The sequence below is a fragment of the Streptomyces sp. NPDC101110 genome (genome assembly GCF_044759525.1).
In the GTDB taxonomy this organism is placed as follows: domain Bacteria; phylum Actinomycetota; class Actinomycetes; order Streptomycetales; family Streptomycetaceae; genus Streptomyces.
This window is the reverse complement of sequence record NZ_JBIVZM010000004.1, coordinates 556,242-572,702: the sequence shown is the minus strand read 5'-3', so window position 1 is coordinate 572,702 and position 16,461 is coordinate 556,242. Positions and strand designations below refer to the sequence as shown.

Sequence of the window (16,461 nt, the reverse complement as noted above, 5' to 3'; positions counted from 1 at the left end):
GTTCCTTAACTTCACAAATTTCTGAAAGAAGCGTACGTTCTGAAAGATGACGAAGGCCATCACCGTCTCCGGACTGCACAAGTCCTTCGGGCGGACGCATGCTCTCGACGGGCTCGATCTGGAGGTCGCCGCAGGCGAGGTCCACGGCTTCCTCGGGCCCAACGGCGCCGGGAAATCCACCGCCATCCGGGTCCTGCTCGGCCTGCTGCGCGCCGACTCGGGTGCCGCGCAGATCCTCGGCCGCGACCCCTGGCGGGACGCGGTGGAGGTGCACCGCCGGATCGCCTACGTCCCCGGCGACGTGACCCTGTGGCGCAACCTGTCCGGCGGCGAGGTCATCGATCTGTACGGCCGGCTGCGCGGCGGGCTCGACGCGAGGCGCCGTGCGGAGCTGGTCGAACGCTTCGAACTCGACCCCACCAAGAAGGGCCGCACCTACTCCAAGGGCAACCGGCAGAAGGTCGCCCTGGTCGCCGCCTTCGCCTCGGACGTGGACCTGCTGATCCTGGACGAGCCGACCTCGGGTCTGGACCCGCTGATGGAGGAGGTCTTCCAGGCCTGTGTCGAGGAGGAGCGCGACCGGGGCCGCACCGTCCTGCTCTCGTCCCACATCCTCAGCGAGGTCGAGGAGCTGTGCGACCGGGTGAGCATCATCCGCAGGGGCCGTACGGTCGAGAGCGGTTCCCTCGCCGACCTGCGGCATCTGACCCGGACCAGCGTCGTCGCGGAACTCGCCGGCCCGCCGAACGGGCTCGCAGCCCTGCCCGGTGTCCACGACCTCGACGTCCGGGGGCACCGTGTCCGGCTCCAGGTCGACACCGACCGGCTGGACGGTGTCCTGCGGTCGCTGACCGAGTCGGGCGTCCGGTCGCTGACGTCGACGCCGCCCACCCTGGAGGAGCTCTTCCTGCGGCACTACCAGGACGAGAGGGCCGGGGCGGTGGCCCGGTGACGGCGATCGCGGTACGGCCCGGCAGCTCCTCCCCGCTCGCCGGCACGGGCACGCTGCTGCGGTTCGCGCTGCGCCGCGACCGGCTGCTGATCCCGGTGTGGATCGCGGTCGACGCGCTCATGGTCCTCTCCATGCCCGGCACGCTGGAGGGCCTCTACGGCACCCCGGCCGAACGCGCCGGCCTGATCCGGCAGATGGAGACCAACTCCTCGCTGCGGGCGATGGTCGGCCCGGTCTTCGGCGATTCGCTGGGCGCCCTGACGGCCTGGCGGGTCGGCGTCTACGCCGGTGCCCTGGCCGCCGTGATGAGCCTGCTGGTCGTCGTGCGCCACACCCGGGACGAGGAGGAGAGCGGCCGTCAGGAGCTGGTGGCCTCCGGGACGGTGGGCCGCCGGGCCTCCCTCACGGCGGCCCTGCTGGCGGCGGCGGTCGCGAACGCGGTGCTGGCGCTGCTGGTCACGGCGGGACTGGCCGGGCAGGGCCCGACCGGCGCAGTGGCCCTCGGACTGGGGATCGCCGCCGTCGGGATGGTCTTCGCCACGATGGCGGCGATCGTCGCGCAGCTGACGGAGAGCGCACGGCTGGCACGCGGTCTGACGGCGGCGGTCCTGGGCGCCGCGTTCGTCCTGCGCGCCGCGGGCGACTCGGCCACGGACGACGGTTCCTCGGCCCTGACCTGGCTGTCACCCCTGGGCTGGCTGGAGAACCTGCGGCCCTACGCCGCCGAACGCTGGTGGGTGCTGGCCCTGCTCACCGCGGCGGTGGCACTGCAGGCCGCGATCGCCTACACGCTGGCCGGCCGCCGGGACCTCGGCATGAGCTTCCTGCCGGCCCGCCCCGGCCCCGCGTCCGGCCGGCTGGCCGGCGCGGGCGCCCTGGCCTGGCGGTTGCAGCGGGGCGGTGTGCTGGGCTGGAGCATCGGCTTCTTCCTCGCCGGGGTCGTCTACGGCGGCATGACCGAGGGCGCGGCCGACCTGGTCGGCGGCAACGCCGGCGCCCGGCGCATCGTCGAGCGGATGGGCGGCCGGTCCGGGCTGACGGACGCGTTCCTGGCGTCGACGATCGGCATGCTCGGTCTGGTCGCGACCCTGTACATCGTGGCCTCGGTGCTGCGCCTGCACGGCGAGGAGACCTCGGGCCGGGCGGAACCGATCCTGGCGAACGCGGTCGGTCGGTTCCGCTGGGCCGCCGGGCATCTGGTGATCGCCTTCGGCGGCTCCGCCCTGATCATGCTGCTGGCCGGTGCCGGATTCGCCGTCGGCTACGGCAGGCAGACCGGCCCCGTCCTGGGGGCGTGCCTGACGCAGCTTCCGGCGGTGTGGGTGGTCGGCGGAGTGGCGGTGCTGCTGTACGGCGTCCTCCCCCGGGTGGCCCTGGCGGCATGGGGAGTCGCCGGGGCCGTGCTGCTGGTCGGCTGGGTCGGGCCCGCGCTGGACGTGCCGCAGGCGGTGCTGGACGTCTCCCCGTTCGGGCACCTGCCGAAGCTGCCGGGCGGATCCATGGAGTGGGGGCCCGTGGTGGCCTTGACCGGGCTGGCGGCGGTGCTGGTGGCCGGTGGGCTCGCGGGGCTGCGGCGGCGGGACGTGACCGCCTGATCAGCCCACCTCCACGGTCAGCCCCTCCAGGCCCCTGATCACGAAGTTCGGCTTCCGCACCGGCTCCGCCGCGAGCCGCAGCGTCGGCGCCTTCTCCAGCAACGCCCCCATCGACGCCGCCAGTTCGATACGGGCCAGCGGGGCGCCGATGCAGTAGTGGATGCCGGCGCTGAAGGAGATGTGGGGGTTGTCGGTGCGGGTCAGGTCGAGGGCGGACGGGTCGCGGAACACCGCCGGGTCGTGGTTCGCGGAGCCGAAGAGCATGGCGATCTCCGCGCCCCGGGGAATCGTCGTGCCGTCGATCTCGATCTCGTCCAGGACCCAGCGTTCGAAGAGCTGGAGCGGGGTGTCGTAGCGCATCAGCTCCTCGATCGCGGAGGGGATCAGGGAGTGGTCGGCGCGCAGGGCCGACAGCTGCGCCTCGTTGCGGAACAGGGCGTACCAGCCATTGACCGTGGCGTTCACGGTGGCCTCGTGACCGGCGTTGAGCAGCAGGACGCAGGTGGAGATCATCTCCTGCTCGGTGAGCCGGTCGCCCTCGTCGTGGGCTTCGATGAGGCCGGAGACGAGGTCGTCTCCGGGCTCCTTGCGACGTGCCGCGATCAGGTCGCGCAGGTAGTCGGAGAACTCGACCGACGCGCGGACCGCCCGGGCCGCCGCGTCCTCGGACGGGTTCAGCTCGTACATCCCGCAGATGTCCGCCGACCAGGGGCGCAGCGGGGCCCGGTCGGACTCGGGGATGCCGAGCATCTCAGCGATCACCGCGACCGGGAGGGGCTCGGCGACGTCCTTCAGCAGGTCGCCGCCGCCCGCCGCGACCAGCGCGGACGCCAGGTCGTCGGCCAGGCCCCGCACATAGGGCTTCAGCCGCTCCACCGTGCGCGGGGTGAACGCCTTCGACACCAGCCGGCGGATCCGGGTGTGGTCCGGCGGCTCCAGGTCGAGCATCCCGTGGTCGTTGAGGGTGTGGAACGGCTCGTGCTCCGGCGGGGGCGCCGTACGGCCGAACTCCTCGTGCGTGAAGCGGTGCTGGTACGTCCGGCCCAGGCGCCGGTCGCGCAGCAGGGCCGAGACGTCCGCGTGGTGCGGGACGAGCCACTGGTTCGTCGGCTCGAACCAGTGCACGCGACCCCGGGCGCGCAGCTCGGCGTAAGCGGAGTAGGGGTCGGCGAGGAACGCCGGGTCCCACGGGTCGAAGGCAGCCATGCCGGGACGCTAGCTCCCGAACCCCCTCTCTGACCAGGGGTGTTCCGCACACGGCAGGGACACGACGGAGACGAACCTGCGACATCAAGATCGTTAAGCTGACCTGGCCGTGTGAGCGGCACGAGTCTTCGCAAGGAAAAGAACTTCATGACACAGCAGCGATCCAAGCTCCGCACCCGCGTCCCCGCCCGTCTGGCCGCCTCGGCCATGCTGGCCCTGTCGCTGACCGCCGGCGCGGTCGTCGCCGCCGCCCCGGCCGCCACCGCCGCCGAGATGCCGTGCAAGCCGAACGTCTACTACTACGTCTACAAGAGCAGCGGCGTGAACTTCCGCACGGGCGCCGGCACCGGCTACGCCTCCAAGGGCCTGCTCCACAAGAACGACTGGGGCAAGAAGATCGCCACCAAGGGTTCCTGGATCAAGCTGAAGCTCGGCCAGAAGTCCAGGAGCGGCATCGCCAAGGGCACCACCGGCTGGGTCTCCAAGGCGTATGTGAGCGACTGCGTGCCGATGCAGCTGGACTGACCGGCCCTCTGTGCCGCCCCCGGGCCTGCGGGCCCGAGGGCGGCGCCCCGGGCTAGCCCGGTGTCACCAGCCGCGCCTCGTAGGCGAACACCGCCGCCTGCGTGCGGTCCCTGAGGCCCAGCTTCACCAGGATCCGGCTGACATGCGTCTTGATCGTCGACTCGGCGACCACCAGACGCTCGGCGATCTCCGAGTTCGACAGGCCCTGCGCGATGAGCACCAGCACCTCCGTCTCCCGGTCGGTGAGGTCCCCATAGGCCGCCTGCGCGGAGGGCATCAGGCGCGGGGTCTCCGAGAGCTTGGAGAACTCGGTGATCAGCCGCCTGGTCACCGACGGCGCCAGCAGCGCCTCCCCCGACGCGACCACGCGCACCCCGTCGGCGAGCTGGCGGGCCGAGGCGTCCTTGAGCAGGAAGCCGGAGGCACCCGCGCGCAGCGCCTGGTAGACGTACTCGTCGAGGTCGAAGGTCGTGAGCACCAGCACCTTCGCCGCGCCGTCGGCGGCGACGATCTCGCGGGTCGCCTCGATGCCGTTCAGCTCGGGCATGCGGATGTCCATCAGCACCACGTCCGGGGCGAGTTCGCGGACTTTGGCGACGGCTTCCCGGCCGTTCACCGCCTCGCCGACGACCTCGATGTCAGGCATCGCGTTCAGCAGGACCGAGAAGCCCTCGCGCACCATCATCTGATCGTCCGCGATCAGGACGCGGACGGTCATGCGTCGCCCTCGTCCGGCAGGGCGACCGGCAGGAACACCGCCACCTCGTAGCCTCCGTCGTCGCTCGCGCCCGCCGTCATCTCCCCGTTCAGCATCGACACCCGCTCACGCATGCCCGTGATGCCGTGCCCCGCGCCGGGCGAGGGCTTGATCAGGCTCGGATTCGGCGGCGGGCCGTTGACTATGCGCAGGCCCAGGCCGCCCAGCACGTACCCGATCTCCACCCGGGCGCTCGCGCCGGGCGCGTGCCGCAGGGTGTTGCTCAGCGCCTCCTGCACGATGCGGTACGCCGACAGCTCCACGCCCTGGGGCAGCTCGCGCACCGCGCCGGTCACCACCTTGTCGACGGTCGCCCCGGCCTCCCGCACATTGGCCAGCAGTCCCTCCAGGTCGGCGAGCGTCGGCTGCGGGGCGTCCGGCGCCTCGTAGTCCTCGGCGCGGACGACGCCCAGGACGCGGCGCAGTTCGGTCAGCGCCGCCACCGCGTTGACCCGGATGGTGGCGAACGCCTTCTCCAGCTCCGGCGGCGGGTTGTCCACCCGGTAGGGCGCGGCCTCCGCCTGGATGGCGACCACCGACATGTGGTGGGCGACGACGTCGTGCAGCTCGCGGGCGATGGTCGTGCGCTCCTCCAGCAGCGTGCGGCGGGAGCGCTCGTGCGCGGTGACGGTCTGCTGGGCTGTGACCTCCTGCTCGGCACTGCGGCGGATGTGCCAGACGGTGACGCAGAGCAGGAACAGCGCCGAGACGATCAGCATGGCGCCGGAGTTGCTGCCGTACATGGAGGTCGGGCCGATGCCGCTGTCCGCGATGATCGCGTAGAGCGCGGTCAGCACCCACATCCATCCGGCCGTGCGCGGCCGGGTGCGGATCGCCACCACCGTCAGCACGGTCAGATGGCTGACGAAGCTGCCGGCCGCCCACGGCCATTCGAACCAGCGGCTGCCGACCACGGCCACGACCGGGGTGGCCACCATGGACGCCCAGAACGCCCCCACCGGCCGCACCATGGTCAGCAGCACCGGAACCGCGCAGAACAGACCCATCAGCGCGGCGGGCCCACCGGAGTCGACGGTGGCGAACGCCACGGATATCAGGGCCGCCGCGACGATCAGGGCGTGCGGCATCCAGGCCGCGAACTCACGCAGGCGGCCGGGCAGCCGCCGGGCGAACCGCCCGTCCGTGCGCCGGCCCGCCAGCGGCCGGTAGGCGAAGGCATTCTGGAAGAGGTCCTGCCGCAGGCCGCGCAGGGAGTCCACCGCCACCCGGTACTCCGGGCTGCGCGGCACGGCCCCGCCCCCCGGCGTCGTCTGCATCTGAGTCGTCTCGGTCACGTAAAGAACGGTAAGCGGCCCCCGGGGTCCCGGTCGTCCCCAGTGAGAGGGGTTCCTCGGCGTCCCTCTCAGGTACTACGGGGCTCCGTCGGCCGCCCTCAGTAGCCCGTCGGCCGCACCAGACCGGACTCGTAGGCGAACACCGCCGCCTGCGTGCGGTCCCTCAGGCCCAGCTTCACCAGGATCCTGCCGACGTGGGTCTTCACCGTCTGCTCGGCCACGAACAGGTGCCCGGCGATCTCCGCGTTCGACAGGCCCTGCGCGATCAGCGAGAGCACCTCCGTCTCCCGCTCCGTCAGATCGCCGACCCGTTCCTTCAGCGGGGCGCGGGGCTTGCCGTCGAGCCGGGAGAACTCGGCGATCAGCTTGCGCGTGATGACCGGGGCGAGCAGCGCCTCCCCGGCCGCGACCACCCGGACCGCCTCGGCGAGCTGCTCGGACGAGGCGTCCTTCAGCAGGAAGCCGGAGGCTCCCGCGCGCAGCGCGTCGTACACGTACTCGTCGAGGTCGAAGGTGGTGAGCACCAGCACCCGCATGTCCGGGTGGGCCGAAGTGATGCGCGCGGTGGCCTCGATGCCGCCGATGCCGGGCATGCGGATGTCCATCAGGACCACGTCCGGGGCGAGCTCAGCGGCCGCGGCGACACCGCCCTCACCGCTCTTCGCGTCGCCGACGACCTCCATGTCCGGCTGGATGCCGAGCAGCACGGTGAAGCCCTGCCGGACCATGGCCTGGTCGTCGACGATGAGAACCCGGATGGGTTCGCCGGTGCCACTCGTCATGAGGTCCCTCTCCGGGGGGTGGTTCGGTGGTCGATGCCCGGGGCGTCGGCGGGCGGTGTGTCCGGGAGGAAGGCGGTGACCTTGAAACCGTCCCAGTGCCACGGGTGTGCCGTCATCGTGCCGCCGAGCATCGCGACGCGCTCCCGCATACCGAGCAGTCCGTGCCCCGCGCCCGTCGACGGCGGAGGCGGGCCGGTCGGGCGGCCGTTGACGATCTCCACCTCCAGGCCGTCCGTCTCGTAGGTGAGACGGACCGTGATCCTCGCGCCGGGCGCGTGCCGCAGGGCGTTGCTCAGCGCCTCCTGCACGATCCGGTACGCCGACAGTTCCACGCCGGGCGGCAGCGGGCGCCGCTCGCCCCGGATGTCGGTGACGACCTCGCGGCCGACGGCCCGGGTGTTCTCCACCAGCACGTCGAGCCGGTCGAGCGTGGGCTGCGGGGCGTGCGGTGTGGTTCCGTCACCCGTGCCGGTGAAGGGCTCCTCCGGGCCGGGGTGTTCCGAGCGGAGCACGCCCAGGACGCGGCGCAGTTCGATCAGGGCCTCCAGGGCGTTCTGCCGGATGCCCGCGAGGTTCTCCCGGAGCTCGTCGGGCGGGTTCTCGACGAGGTGCGGGGCGACCTGCGCCTGGATGGAGATGACGGACATGTGGTGCGCGACCACGTCGTGCAGCTCCCGCGCGATGCGGCTGCGCTCCTCCAGCAGGGTGCGCCGGGTGCGTTCCTCGGCGGTGAGGGTGGTCTGCTCGACGAGCTGCGCGCGGGCCTCGCGGCGGCCGCGCAGGGCGCTGCCCAGTATCACGACGACGGTGAACAGGGAGACCGCGAGCACACTGGTGGTGTCGTAGGGCTCCTCGGTCCCCAGGCCTTCGAGTGCGTAGGTGAAGAACCAGGTCACCGCCAGAGCCGCCACCGCCGCCCGGGTCGGCACCCGCAGCGCCAGCAGCAGCAGCACGAACAGCTCGGCGACGATCCCGGCCGCGGTCCAGGGCCAGGTGTAGGTCTCCAGGTCGAAGCCCATCCGGGTACGCACCGTGGCGGCGCCCAGGGTGAACAGTCCCAGGGACAGCCACCAGGCCGGCACCGGCCGCCACAGCCCCAGCACCATGGCGGCGCCCTGCCCGCCCGCGATCAGGAGAGCGAGGCCGGGGGCCAGATGGCCGTTGTCGTTCATGTCGCCCGTGCCCCCGAGCGTGATGCCGAAGGCGGCCAGGCACACCAGCCCGTGCGGTAGCCAGCGCAGCCACGTCGACGGCGGCAGCGGATCGGTCCGCACGGTCCACAGGTCCTCGCGCAGCGCGTGCAGCCATCCTGTGACGCGCGTTCGCCGCGCGCGGCCCACCCCCGTGTCCTTCACGCGGCTCAGCCTAGACACGGCGCGCCCGTGCCGCTGTGTCCCGGCCGGACGGACGGTGCGCCTGCACCACCCGCGAGGCGCGCTCCCGCCTGCCACCGACCCGCCCGGCGCCGGTCCGCCCGGCGCCGGTCCGCCCCGCGACGCTCCGCCCGGCCACGCTCCGCCCGGCGCCGCCGCTCCGTTCGAAGAAGCGGAAGGCGGCCCAGCAGACGGCGAGGACCGACGTGAACACCGGCAGCCACAGCAACCGCGACCCGACCCAGCCGAGACCGTCCGGCGGCGTGTGCAGGCCCGCCAGTCTGCCCGCCAGGAGGCCGGTGGCGGTCGTCGCCATCATGGCCGTCTGGTGCCAGAGGAAAACGGTCATCGCGGACAGGTTGACCAGCGCCACCGCCGCCCACGCCACGGGCCGGCGCATCGCGTGCCGCAGCCGCTCGCGCAGGAGCAGGGCGGCACCGCACTGGGCCAGGCCGAACGTGACGACGGCCAGGGTCGGCGGATACAGGTTCGACAGGTTCCGGCCCGGGACACCGACCATGGCGGCCGGATAGCCCGCCCCCGCGACGAGCACCGCGGTCGCCGCCGCCCCGCCGGCGAGCAGGGCCCAGCCCGCTCGTCGGCCCTCCAGCTCACCGCGGGTCCAGGCCGCGCCCAGCGTGTACGGCACCGTCCAGGCCGCCACCACGTTCACCCAGCCCAGCCAGGAGGGGCCGCCGAGGCCGAAGCGCAGCAGGTCCACGTGCAGCACGACGGCCAGCGGCCACAGCGGGTTGAGCCGGGCCAGCAGCGGGGTCGCCGCGGTCAGGCAGGCGAAGACCAGGAGGAACCACATCGGCGACAGGGCCAGTTTCACCAGGGTCCGCACCGTGCCGTACTCGGTGCCCGACAGCAGCAGCAGGGCGGCGGTGACCGTCCACAGGCCGAGAACGGCGGCGACCGGCTTGAACAGCCGGGACAGCCGGTCCGTCAGCCACCGGTGGTAGGGAACGCCACGGGCCCGCGCCGAGGCGTGACCGCGGGTGGCGACATGCCCCCCGACCAGGAAGAACACGGCGAGCGTCTGAAGCATCCAGGAGACGGGGGCCAGCCACGGCATGTGCTGAAGCGGGCTCGCCGTGCGCAGGGTGCGGCCGTCGGACACCAGGGCCGTGACGAGCCAGTGGCCCAGGACGACACCGAGGACGGCGGCGGCCCTCAGGGCGTCCACGGCCCGGTCGCGGCCGGGCGGGGTGGCCGCGCCGATGCGGCCGGCACCCCGGCGCACTCCCTCCCGGACCGCTCGTACGCCGATGTCAGTCATGGGTCACCGCCTTGGTCTCGCCCAGGACGATCCGGGACAGGTTGGTCAGGGAGGTCGAGCCGGGGCTGAAGTACTCGCTGTGACCGGCGTCGCCGGCCGCGAAGACCCGGGCGCCGAAGGCCGGGGAGACCGGGTCCGTGCCGAAGCCGGCGGTGGCGCCGAACAGGTCCACGCTGACGTGCGGTACGTGCTCCACCCAGTCGTCGGCGCCCCGGGCCGCCCAGACACGGGCCCGGGTGTGCAGCCCGGCGGCGGAGTCCGCGCCGGTGCCGGGGCTGCCGACGAGCGCGATGTCGTCGACGGCGAGCCCGGCGGCGGAGCGGCCGCAGACCACCGAGCCGTAGGAGTGGCACAGCAGCGCGATACGCGCTCCGGGGCCCGTCACGGCCCGCAGGTCGGCGACGAGTGCCCGCAGTCGCGGAGCCGCCTGATCCGCCCTGCCGGTCGTGGTGACCGTCGTGCTGACCGTGCCCGGCGTCTCGTAGCCCAGCCAGGCCACGACCGCAGTGCGGGTGCCCGCCGGGGCCTGCCGGGCGAGCTGCCGGTGCAGGGCCACGGCCGCCGCGCGGAACCGGCCGTAGGTGTCGAGACTCGTGTCGGAGCCGGGGACCAGGACGGCGATGCGGTCGGCCCGGGCGAGGTCGCCGAGGACCTCCGTCACCAGGCCGGGGCCGCGGCCGTCGTAGCGGAGCAAGTGCCGTTTCTTGGAGGCCAGTTGACGATCCGTCTCGGCTCGGGCCCGGTCGTGGTGGGCCGCCGCCGTACGGGCCGCCTCGGCGGCGTTGGCCCGGTTGGCCGCATAGGCCCCGTCGAGTGTCGACGCGCGCAGCGGTGCGAGGGAGGCGGGGGGCGGGGCGGGGGTCTGCGGGCGTACGGCCGCGGAGAGGGGGAACACCACCGCACCCGTGACGAGGGCGGCGAGCGCGGCGCGGCGCCATCGGCCGGCGCGGCGCCTGCCGCCGTCATGGTGGTACTGCGGCGCGGACCCCATGGTCGTCCCCCTCCAGCGCACCCGTCCATCGGGCCTGCGTGAAAGGGAAGTTACGGATCAGGAGACCTCGTCCGCGTCCCACCGGGGAACTCACCTGCGGCGTAGCTCTCAGGTACTACGGGTATGACCGGGGCCCGGCCCCGCGGGCCGACGGAGGGCACTGCCGCTCACCCGGAAAGCCGTGCCGTGCGCGGCTGCTGGGCCGACGGCCGGAAAGCCGTGCCGTGCACCGGCTGCTGGGCCGGCGGCCGGACAGCCCTGTGGTGCGGGGCTCTGGATCGGCAGCCGGAAAGGCGTGCCCTGGGCCGGCGGCCGGACAGCCCTGCGGTTCGCGGCTCTGGATCGGCAGCCGGAAGGGCGTCCGTGCGCGCTGCTCACCAGGCCAGTTGCGCGATCTCCTCCACGACGACCGCGCACGCGTCCGCCGCCGGGTCGATCAGCGGGAAGTGCCCCACGTCCTCCAGCAGCGTCACCCCCACCATCTCCCCGGCCTTCGCCGCCGTCTCCGCGTACGACTCGGCGACCGCCTGCGGCACGTCGAGATCCGCGCGGCCCTGGACGAGCGTGGTGGCGATGCCGGTGGGCAGCAGCAGCGACGGGTCCGCGTACGGCTGCCGCTCGGCGAAGTATTCGTCCCCGCCCAGGAGCTGGCGAGCGGCACCGCCGCACACGTCCAGTTTGTCGGCGACGGCCAGATCCGCGATCGGGGCGAGGGCGACGACACCGCGCAGCGACACCGGACTGCCGCTGCGCCAGGGCGAACCGGCCGGCAGGACGTGCCGGGCGGCGCCCCACAGGGCGAGATGCCCGCCCGCCGAGTGACCGGTGAGGACCGTACGGCGCGGGTCGGCCTGCGGCAGCACTTCCCGTACCAGCGCCGGAAGGGCGTCCAGCGCCGCGGCGATGTCGTCGAACGTGTCCGGCCAGCGGCCCGCGACCGCGTCGCCGTCGCCGCCGCGCCGGTACTCGACGCTGGCCACGGCGAACCCGCGGCGGGCGAGGACGTCCGCGAAGGGGCTGAGGTGACGCCGGTCGTACGGCGCCCGCCAGGCGCCGCCGTGCAGCGCGACGACGAGCGGGGCCGGCCCGGGGCCGCCCGCCCGGCGCGGTGCGAAGAAGTCGATCAGCTGGTCGGGGTGGTCGCCGTAGGCCGCGGTGGCGTCGGGGTCGACGGGCGCGTGGGAGAACGCCGACTTCTCCTCGGCAGCGGCCCGTGCTGCTGCGACGTCGTCCGTCATGCTCCAGCCCTCCAGCGATGAACCCTACGGGGCAGACCAGTTGAGGGGTCAGCCTTGGCCGGGACGGTACCAGGCACGTGACATGCGCGAACATGCAGATGTCACGCTCGGTGAAGCCCGGACGGGCCGCCGCGGGCCGGGACGCCACAGGGCCGTCCCGGCCCGCCGCCGCTCAGGCCAGCGTCCGCGCCAGCACCCGTGCCGCCCGCTCCACGTCGGCGAACCCGACGTACAGCGGGGTGAAGCCGAAGCGCAGCACGTCCGGCGCCCGGAAGTCACCGACGACGCCCCGCTCGATCAGCCGCTTCATCACGGCACCCGCGTCTTCACAGCGCAGCGCGATCTGGCTGCCCCGCTCCTCGTGCGCCACCGGGGTCACGCACTCCACCCGGCCCGCGGGCACATACGCCGCCACGCACTCCAGGAAGAAGTCCGTCAGCGCCAGTGACTTGGCCCGCACCGCCTCGACCGGCACCCCGTCCCAGACCTCGAGGGCCGCCTCCAGGGCGAGCATGGAGAGGATGTCGGGTGTACCGACCCGGCCGCGCAGGGCGCCGGGAGCCGGTTCGTAGCCGGTGCGCATCCCGAACGGCTCGGCGTGGGAGTTCCAGCCGGGCAGCGGCGAGTCGAAGCGGTCCTGCAGCTCCCGCCGCACGTACAGGTACGCCGGTGAACCGGGCCCGCCGTTCAGGTACTTGTAGGTGCAGCCGACCGCGAGGTCCACGCCGTGCTCGTCGAGCCCGACCGGCAGCGCGCCCGCGCTGTGGCACAGGTCCCAGACGGCGACCGCCCCGGCCTCGTGCACGGCCGCCGTCAGCGCGGGCAGGTCGTGCAGCCGGCCCGTGCGGTAGTCGACGTGGTTGAGCAGCACGGCCGCGGTGCGCTCGCCCAGCGCGCCCGGCACGTCCGCCGGGGCCACGGGCCGCAGCGTGCAGCCGGTCATGCGGGCGGCGGACTCGGCGATGTAGCCGTCGGTGGGGAAGGTCGTCGCGTCGACGACGATCTCGTCCCGGCCCTCCCCGGCCATCCGCACCGCGCCCACCAGCGCCTTGAAGACGTTGACGCTGGTGGAGTCGCCCACGACGATCTGCCCGGGCGCCGCCCCGACCAGCGGGGCGATCCGGTCACCGATCCGCTCGGGCGCCGTCCACCAGCCGCTCTCCTCCCAGGACCGGATGCGCAGCTCGCCCCACTGGCGGCGTACGACGTCCTCGACCCGGCCGGGGACCACGGCGGGCAGCGCGCCCAGCGAGTTGCCGTCGAGGTAGACCACCGCGGCGTCAGCCGCACGATCGGACGCGGCGTCGAGGACGAACTCCCTGCGCTTGCCGCCCAGTTCGTCGACGGCGTCCAGCTTCCGCGCACGCTCGGACAGCTCGGACTGCTCTGACTGCTCTGACTGCTCTGATTGCTCGGGCAGCTCGGTCGACCCTGTCGACCCGGTCGGCTCAGACATAGGACCGCGCCGTCCACAGCTCGGGGAACACGTTCTTCTGCGCGCGCTTCTCCAGCCAGGCCACCCCCGCGGAGCCGCCCGTGCCGGTCTTGGCGCCCATCGCCCGGCGGGTGGCCACCAGGTGGTCGTTGCGCCAGCGCCACACCAGCTCGGCGACATCGCTCAGCGCCTCGCCCAGCCGGGCGACCTCGTCGCTCTCGTCGCCCGAGTAGACGGCCGTCCAGGCCGCCTCCACCTGCGGCGACGGCTCGTAGCGCCGTGCGACGTCACGCCGCAGCACGGCCTCCGGGATGTCGTGCCCGCGCCGCGCCAGCAGCCGCACGACCTCGTCGTACAGGCTCGGCTCGTGCAGCGCCTTCTCCAGCTCGGCGTGCACACGCGGCGCGCCCCGGTGCGGGACGAGCATCGACGCGGACTTGTCGCCGAGCAGGAACTCCATGCGCCGGTACATCGCCGACTGGAAGCCCGAGCCCTCACCGAGGGCGCTGCGGTACGAGTTGAACTGGGCCGGCGTGAGCTGGGCCAGCGGCTTCCAGGAGTGGTTGAGCGCCTCCAGTTCGCGGACGGACCTCTTGAGCGCGGCGATGGCGGTGGGGATGTCGTCCCCCCTGAGCGCGCCTGCCGCCGTCTCCCACTCGTGGACGATGACGGTGAACCACAGCTCCATCACCTGGGTCGTCACCAGGAAGACCATCTCTCCGGGGTCGTCGGAGAGGGTGTGCTGGAGGTGGGTGAGTACGTCCGCCTTGACGTAGTCCTCGTACGGCGTCGTGCCGTGGAAGTCGAGATGCGGGGTCTCGGGCTCGTGAGCCTCGTGGGACATCGCTGTCTCCTGCGTATAACTCCGGGTAGCGGTCCGCCCCTGCCGAATCCGACACGGGGGCCCCGGTCCCCAGGGGGCATCTTGCGCAATCGTCCTGCGAAACGCAATCGTCCCCCGAAACCGCGAGGCCCGCCTCATGCGGACGGGCCTCGCGTACACCGGCCGTGTCTCAGCCCAGGACCTGCGCCGCCGTCGGCGAGGAGTCCTTCAGGAACTGGGAGCAGCGCTCGTACTCCTCCTGCTCGCCGATCGCCTGCGCGGCGCGGGCGAGGGCGTGCAGGGCACGCAGGAAGCCGCGGTTCGGCTCGTGCTCCCACGGCACCGGGCCGTGGCCCTTCCAGCCGTTGCGGCGCAGCGCGTCCAGACCGCGGTGGTAGCCCGTGCGGGCGTACGCGTAGGACTCCACGGCCGCGCCGCGCTCGAACGCCTCGTCGGCGAGCTGCGCCCAGGCGAGCGAGGAGGTGGGGTGCGCACCGGCGACCTCGACGGACGCGGCGCCCGCCGCGAGCATTTCCCGCGGCCCGGGGTCATCGGGGAGGTGGGTCGGGGGCGGACCCCCGAGAAGGTTCTCGTGAATGGACATGCCTCAAGTCTGAGGCATCGCGAGGGGCCCGCTACCCCAGCCGCTTCCGCACCGGCTCCCCCTCCAGCGGCGGCGCCATGACACCCCCGTGCCGCAGGCATTCCGGGCGCTTGCAGTCCGGCGGCGGCCTGCGCACCACAGCGGCCGCGATCACCGCCCCCACCACCAGCGCCCCCGCACACCACCCCATCGCCTTTCCGAACGCCGCGTCGAAGGCGGCCGGCTCCCGGTACGCCTCCTCCCCCATGCCCACCAGCAGCGGCAGCGCCGCCACCGCGATCAGGCCCGCCGCCCGGGCCGCCGCGTTGTTGATGCCGCTCGCCAGCCCGGCCCGCACCACGCTCACCGAGCCCAGCACCGTCGCCGTCAGCGGTGCCACCAGCGTGACCATGCCCAGCCCGAGCACGACCAGCGCCGGCAGCACATCCGCGAGGTAGGACGCTCCCGGCCCGACCCGCAGCATCAGCAGCATCCCGGCCGCGCACAGCAGCGGCCCCACCGTCAGCGGGATCCGCGGCCCGATGCGGTCGGCCAGCTCCCCGGAGCGCGCGGACAGCAGCAGCATCAGCACGGTCGTCGGCAGCAGGGCCGTACCGGCGGCGAGGGCCGAGTAGCCGACGACCACCTGGAGCTGGAGCGCGGCGAGGAAGAAGAATCCGCCGAGGGCCGCGTACACGCACAGCGTGACGAGGTTGACGGCCGTGAACTGCCGGGACGCGAAGATGTCCGGCGGCATCATCGGATCGGGCCGGCGCCGCTCGACGAGCACGAACGCCACGGCCGCGGCCAGCCCGGCCACCGCCGACACCGCCACGACCGGGCCGCCCTCACCGGCCTCGATCAGCGCGTACGTGACCAGCGCGAGCGCCAGCGCCCCCAGCACCGCCCCGAGCACGTCGAACCGCCCGTGGGCCGAACCGTCCCCCGACTCGGGGACGTGCCGCAGCGCCACCGGAACGCACACCAGCGCCAGCGGCACGTTCAGCAGGAACACCCACCGCCAGCCCGGCCCGTCCACCAGCCAGCCGCCGACGAACGGCCCGACCGCCGCCCCGATCCCGCCGAAGCCGGACCACAGGCCCACCGCCCGCCCCCGGTCGTCGGGGTGGAAGGACGCCTGGATCAGCGCCAGCGACCCGGGGGTCAGGAGCGCGCCGCCGACCCCCTGAAGCGCCCGCGCGGCGATCAGCACGCCCGCGTTCGGCGCGATCCCGCACAGCAGCGACGCCACCGCGAACCACGCCACGCCGACGACGAACACCTTCCGCCGCCCGAACCGGTCCCCCAGCGCCCCGCCGAGCAGGATCAGCCCGGCCAGCGTGACCATGTAGGCGTTGACCGTCCACTGCAGGGCGGACAGATTCGCGTCGAGGTCGCGGCCGATGCGTGGCAGGGCGACGTTGACGACGGTCGAGTCCAGCATCGCCATGCTGGAGCCGAGGACGGTGGTGAGCAGGACCCACTTGCCCTGCGGGGAGGCCAACCGGACATCGGGCATGCAGGGAGCATACGGAAGAGCCCGGCACCTCAGGAGGTGCCGGGCTCCACGCGAGCGAACCGGACGCGAGCCGATGCGCGCCGGATCCAGCCGGTGCGAACCGCC

General features: G+C 73.3%; 15 protein-coding genes. 3 read left to right on the top strand and 12 right to left on the bottom strand.

The features are described 5' to 3' along the window. Window positions 1-46: 46 nt before the first annotated feature. Together ACIQU3_RS12005 and ACIQU3_RS12000 are read left to right on the top strand one after the other, a co-directional pair. Window positions 47-952, top strand: coding sequence for an ATP-binding cassette domain-containing protein (locus ACIQU3_RS12005; RefSeq protein ID WP_403924640.1), 906 nt, complete (start codon window positions 47-49; stop codon window positions 950-952). After that, window positions 949-2,547, top strand: coding sequence for an ABC transporter permease (locus tag ACIQU3_RS12000; protein WP_403924637.1), 1,599 nt, complete (start codon window positions 949-951; stop codon window positions 2,545-2,547). The genes ACIQU3_RS12005 and ACIQU3_RS12000 overlap by 4 nt, the downstream gene beginning before the upstream one ends. Here the strand turns inward: ACIQU3_RS12000 and ACIQU3_RS11995 are convergent, their stop codons facing one another. Beyond that, a complete protein-coding gene (locus ACIQU3_RS11995) occupies window positions 2,548-3,753 on the bottom strand; it encodes a cytochrome P450 (RefSeq protein ID WP_403924634.1) in 1,206 nt (401 codons plus the stop codon). Between the two features lie 147 nt (window positions 3,754-3,900). Between ACIQU3_RS11995 and ACIQU3_RS11990 the strand changes: the two genes are divergently transcribed. After that, the gene (locus ACIQU3_RS11990; RefSeq protein WP_403734619.1) at window positions 3,901-4,278 is read left to right on the top strand and encodes an SH3 domain-containing protein; all 378 of its coding nucleotides are present in this window, start codon (window positions 3,901-3,903) and stop codon (window positions 4,276-4,278) included. 52 nt (window positions 4,279-4,330) lie between these two features. On the opposite strand, the gene ACIQU3_RS11985 is transcribed toward ACIQU3_RS11990, so the two are convergent. From ACIQU3_RS11985 to ACIQU3_RS11935, 11 genes are all read right to left on the bottom strand, one after another. Next, on the bottom strand, window positions 4,331-4,996 hold the full coding sequence (locus tag ACIQU3_RS11985) for a response regulator (RefSeq protein WP_403734623.1): 666 nt from the start codon (window positions 4,994-4,996) through the stop codon (window positions 4,331-4,333). Continuing rightward, complete coding sequence (locus ACIQU3_RS11980) at window positions 4,993-6,330, bottom strand: sensor histidine kinase (RefSeq protein WP_403924631.1); 1,338 nt, start codon at window positions 6,328-6,330, stop codon at window positions 4,993-4,995. Before ACIQU3_RS11980 ends, ACIQU3_RS11985 begins: the two co-directional genes overlap by 4 nt. Before the next feature lie 98 nt (window positions 6,331-6,428). After that, a complete protein-coding gene (locus ACIQU3_RS11975) occupies window positions 6,429-7,112 on the bottom strand; it encodes a response regulator (protein ID WP_403734629.1) in 684 nt (227 codons plus the stop codon). Then, the gene (locus ACIQU3_RS11970; RefSeq protein WP_403734633.1) at window positions 7,109-8,485 is read right to left on the bottom strand and encodes a sensor histidine kinase; all 1,377 of its coding nucleotides are present in this window, start codon (window positions 8,483-8,485) and stop codon (window positions 7,109-7,111) included. The genes ACIQU3_RS11975 and ACIQU3_RS11970 overlap by 4 nt, the downstream gene beginning before the upstream one ends. Beyond that, window positions 8,478-9,767 carry an acyltransferase gene (locus ACIQU3_RS11965; RefSeq protein WP_403924628.1) on the bottom strand — a complete coding sequence of 430 codons (1,290 nt, stop codon included), beginning with the start codon at window positions 9,765-9,767 and terminating at the stop codon, window positions 8,478-8,480. The genes ACIQU3_RS11970 and ACIQU3_RS11965 overlap by 8 nt, the downstream gene beginning before the upstream one ends. Beyond that, window positions 9,760-10,758, bottom strand: coding sequence for an alpha/beta hydrolase (locus ACIQU3_RS11960; protein ID WP_403924626.1), 999 nt, complete (start codon window positions 10,756-10,758; stop codon window positions 9,760-9,762). The genes ACIQU3_RS11965 and ACIQU3_RS11960 overlap by 8 nt, the downstream gene beginning before the upstream one ends. Window positions 10,759-11,132: 374 nt before the next feature. Continuing rightward, on the bottom strand, window positions 11,133-11,996 hold the full coding sequence (locus tag ACIQU3_RS11955; protein ID WP_403924623.1) for an alpha/beta hydrolase: 864 nt from the start codon (window positions 11,994-11,996) through the stop codon (window positions 11,133-11,135). A gap of 172 nt (window positions 11,997-12,168) precedes the next feature. Continuing rightward, window positions 12,169-13,452: a kynureninase gene (gene kynU / locus ACIQU3_RS11950; RefSeq protein WP_403924620.1), complete on the bottom strand. Its 1,284-nt coding sequence runs from the start codon at window positions 13,450-13,452 to the stop codon at window positions 12,169-12,171. Further along, window positions 13,445-14,275: a tryptophan 2,3-dioxygenase family protein gene (locus ACIQU3_RS11945; RefSeq protein WP_403734649.1), complete on the bottom strand. Its 831-nt coding sequence runs from the start codon at window positions 14,273-14,275 to the stop codon at window positions 13,445-13,447. The genes kynU and ACIQU3_RS11945 overlap by 8 nt, the downstream gene beginning before the upstream one ends. A 169-nt stretch (window positions 14,276-14,444) precedes the next feature. Continuing rightward, window positions 14,445-14,858: a DUF3151 domain-containing protein gene (locus tag ACIQU3_RS11940; RefSeq protein ID WP_190198187.1), complete on the bottom strand. Its 414-nt coding sequence runs from the start codon at window positions 14,856-14,858 to the stop codon at window positions 14,445-14,447. Window positions 14,859-14,889: 31 nt separating this feature from the next. Further along, window positions 14,890-16,356, bottom strand: coding sequence for an MFS transporter (locus ACIQU3_RS11935; protein WP_403734654.1), 1,467 nt, complete (start codon window positions 16,354-16,356; stop codon window positions 14,890-14,892). Window positions 16,357-16,461 lie beyond the last annotated feature (105 nt).

Bases quoted from the DNA above. Each gene is read 5' to 3' on its own strand.
- ACIQU3_RS11975 (WP_403734629.1), bottom strand. From the start codon at position 7,112: ATGACGAGTGGCACCGGCGAACCCATCCGGGTTCTCATCGTCGACGAC.
- ACIQU3_RS11945 (WP_403734649.1), bottom strand. From the start codon at position 14,275: ATGTCCCACGAGGCTCACGAGCCCGAGACCCCGCATCTCGACTTCCAC.
- ACIQU3_RS11985 (WP_403734623.1), bottom strand. From the start codon at position 4,996: ATGACCGTCCGCGTCCTGATCGCGGACGATCAGATGATGGTGCGCGAG.
- ACIQU3_RS11940 (WP_190198187.1), bottom strand. From the start codon at position 14,858: ATGTCCATTCACGAGAACCTTCTCGGGGGTCCGCCCCCGACCCACCTC.
- ACIQU3_RS11965 (WP_403924628.1), bottom strand. From the start codon at position 9,767: ATGACTGACATCGGCGTACGAGCGGTCCGGGAGGGAGTGCGCCGGGGT.
- ACIQU3_RS11955 (WP_403924623.1), bottom strand. From the start codon at position 11,996: ATGACGGACGACGTCGCAGCAGCACGGGCCGCTGCCGAGGAGAAGTCG.
- ACIQU3_RS11990 (WP_403734619.1), top strand. From the start codon at position 3,901: ATGACACAGCAGCGATCCAAGCTCCGCACCCGCGTCCCCGCCCGTCTG.
- kynU (WP_403924620.1), bottom strand. From the start codon at position 13,452: ATGTCTGAGCCGACCGGGTCGACAGGGTCGACCGAGCTGCCCGAGCAA.
- ACIQU3_RS11995 (WP_403924634.1), bottom strand. From the start codon at position 3,753: ATGGCTGCCTTCGACCCGTGGGACCCGGCGTTCCTCGCCGACCCCTAC.
- ACIQU3_RS11960 (WP_403924626.1), bottom strand. From the start codon at position 10,758: ATGGGGTCCGCGCCGCAGTACCACCATGACGGCGGCAGGCGCCGCGCC.
- ACIQU3_RS11935 (WP_403734654.1), bottom strand. From the start codon at position 16,356: ATGCCCGATGTCCGGTTGGCCTCCCCGCAGGGCAAGTGGGTCCTGCTC.
- ACIQU3_RS12005 (WP_403924640.1), top strand. From the start codon at position 47: ATGACGAAGGCCATCACCGTCTCCGGACTGCACAAGTCCTTCGGGCGG.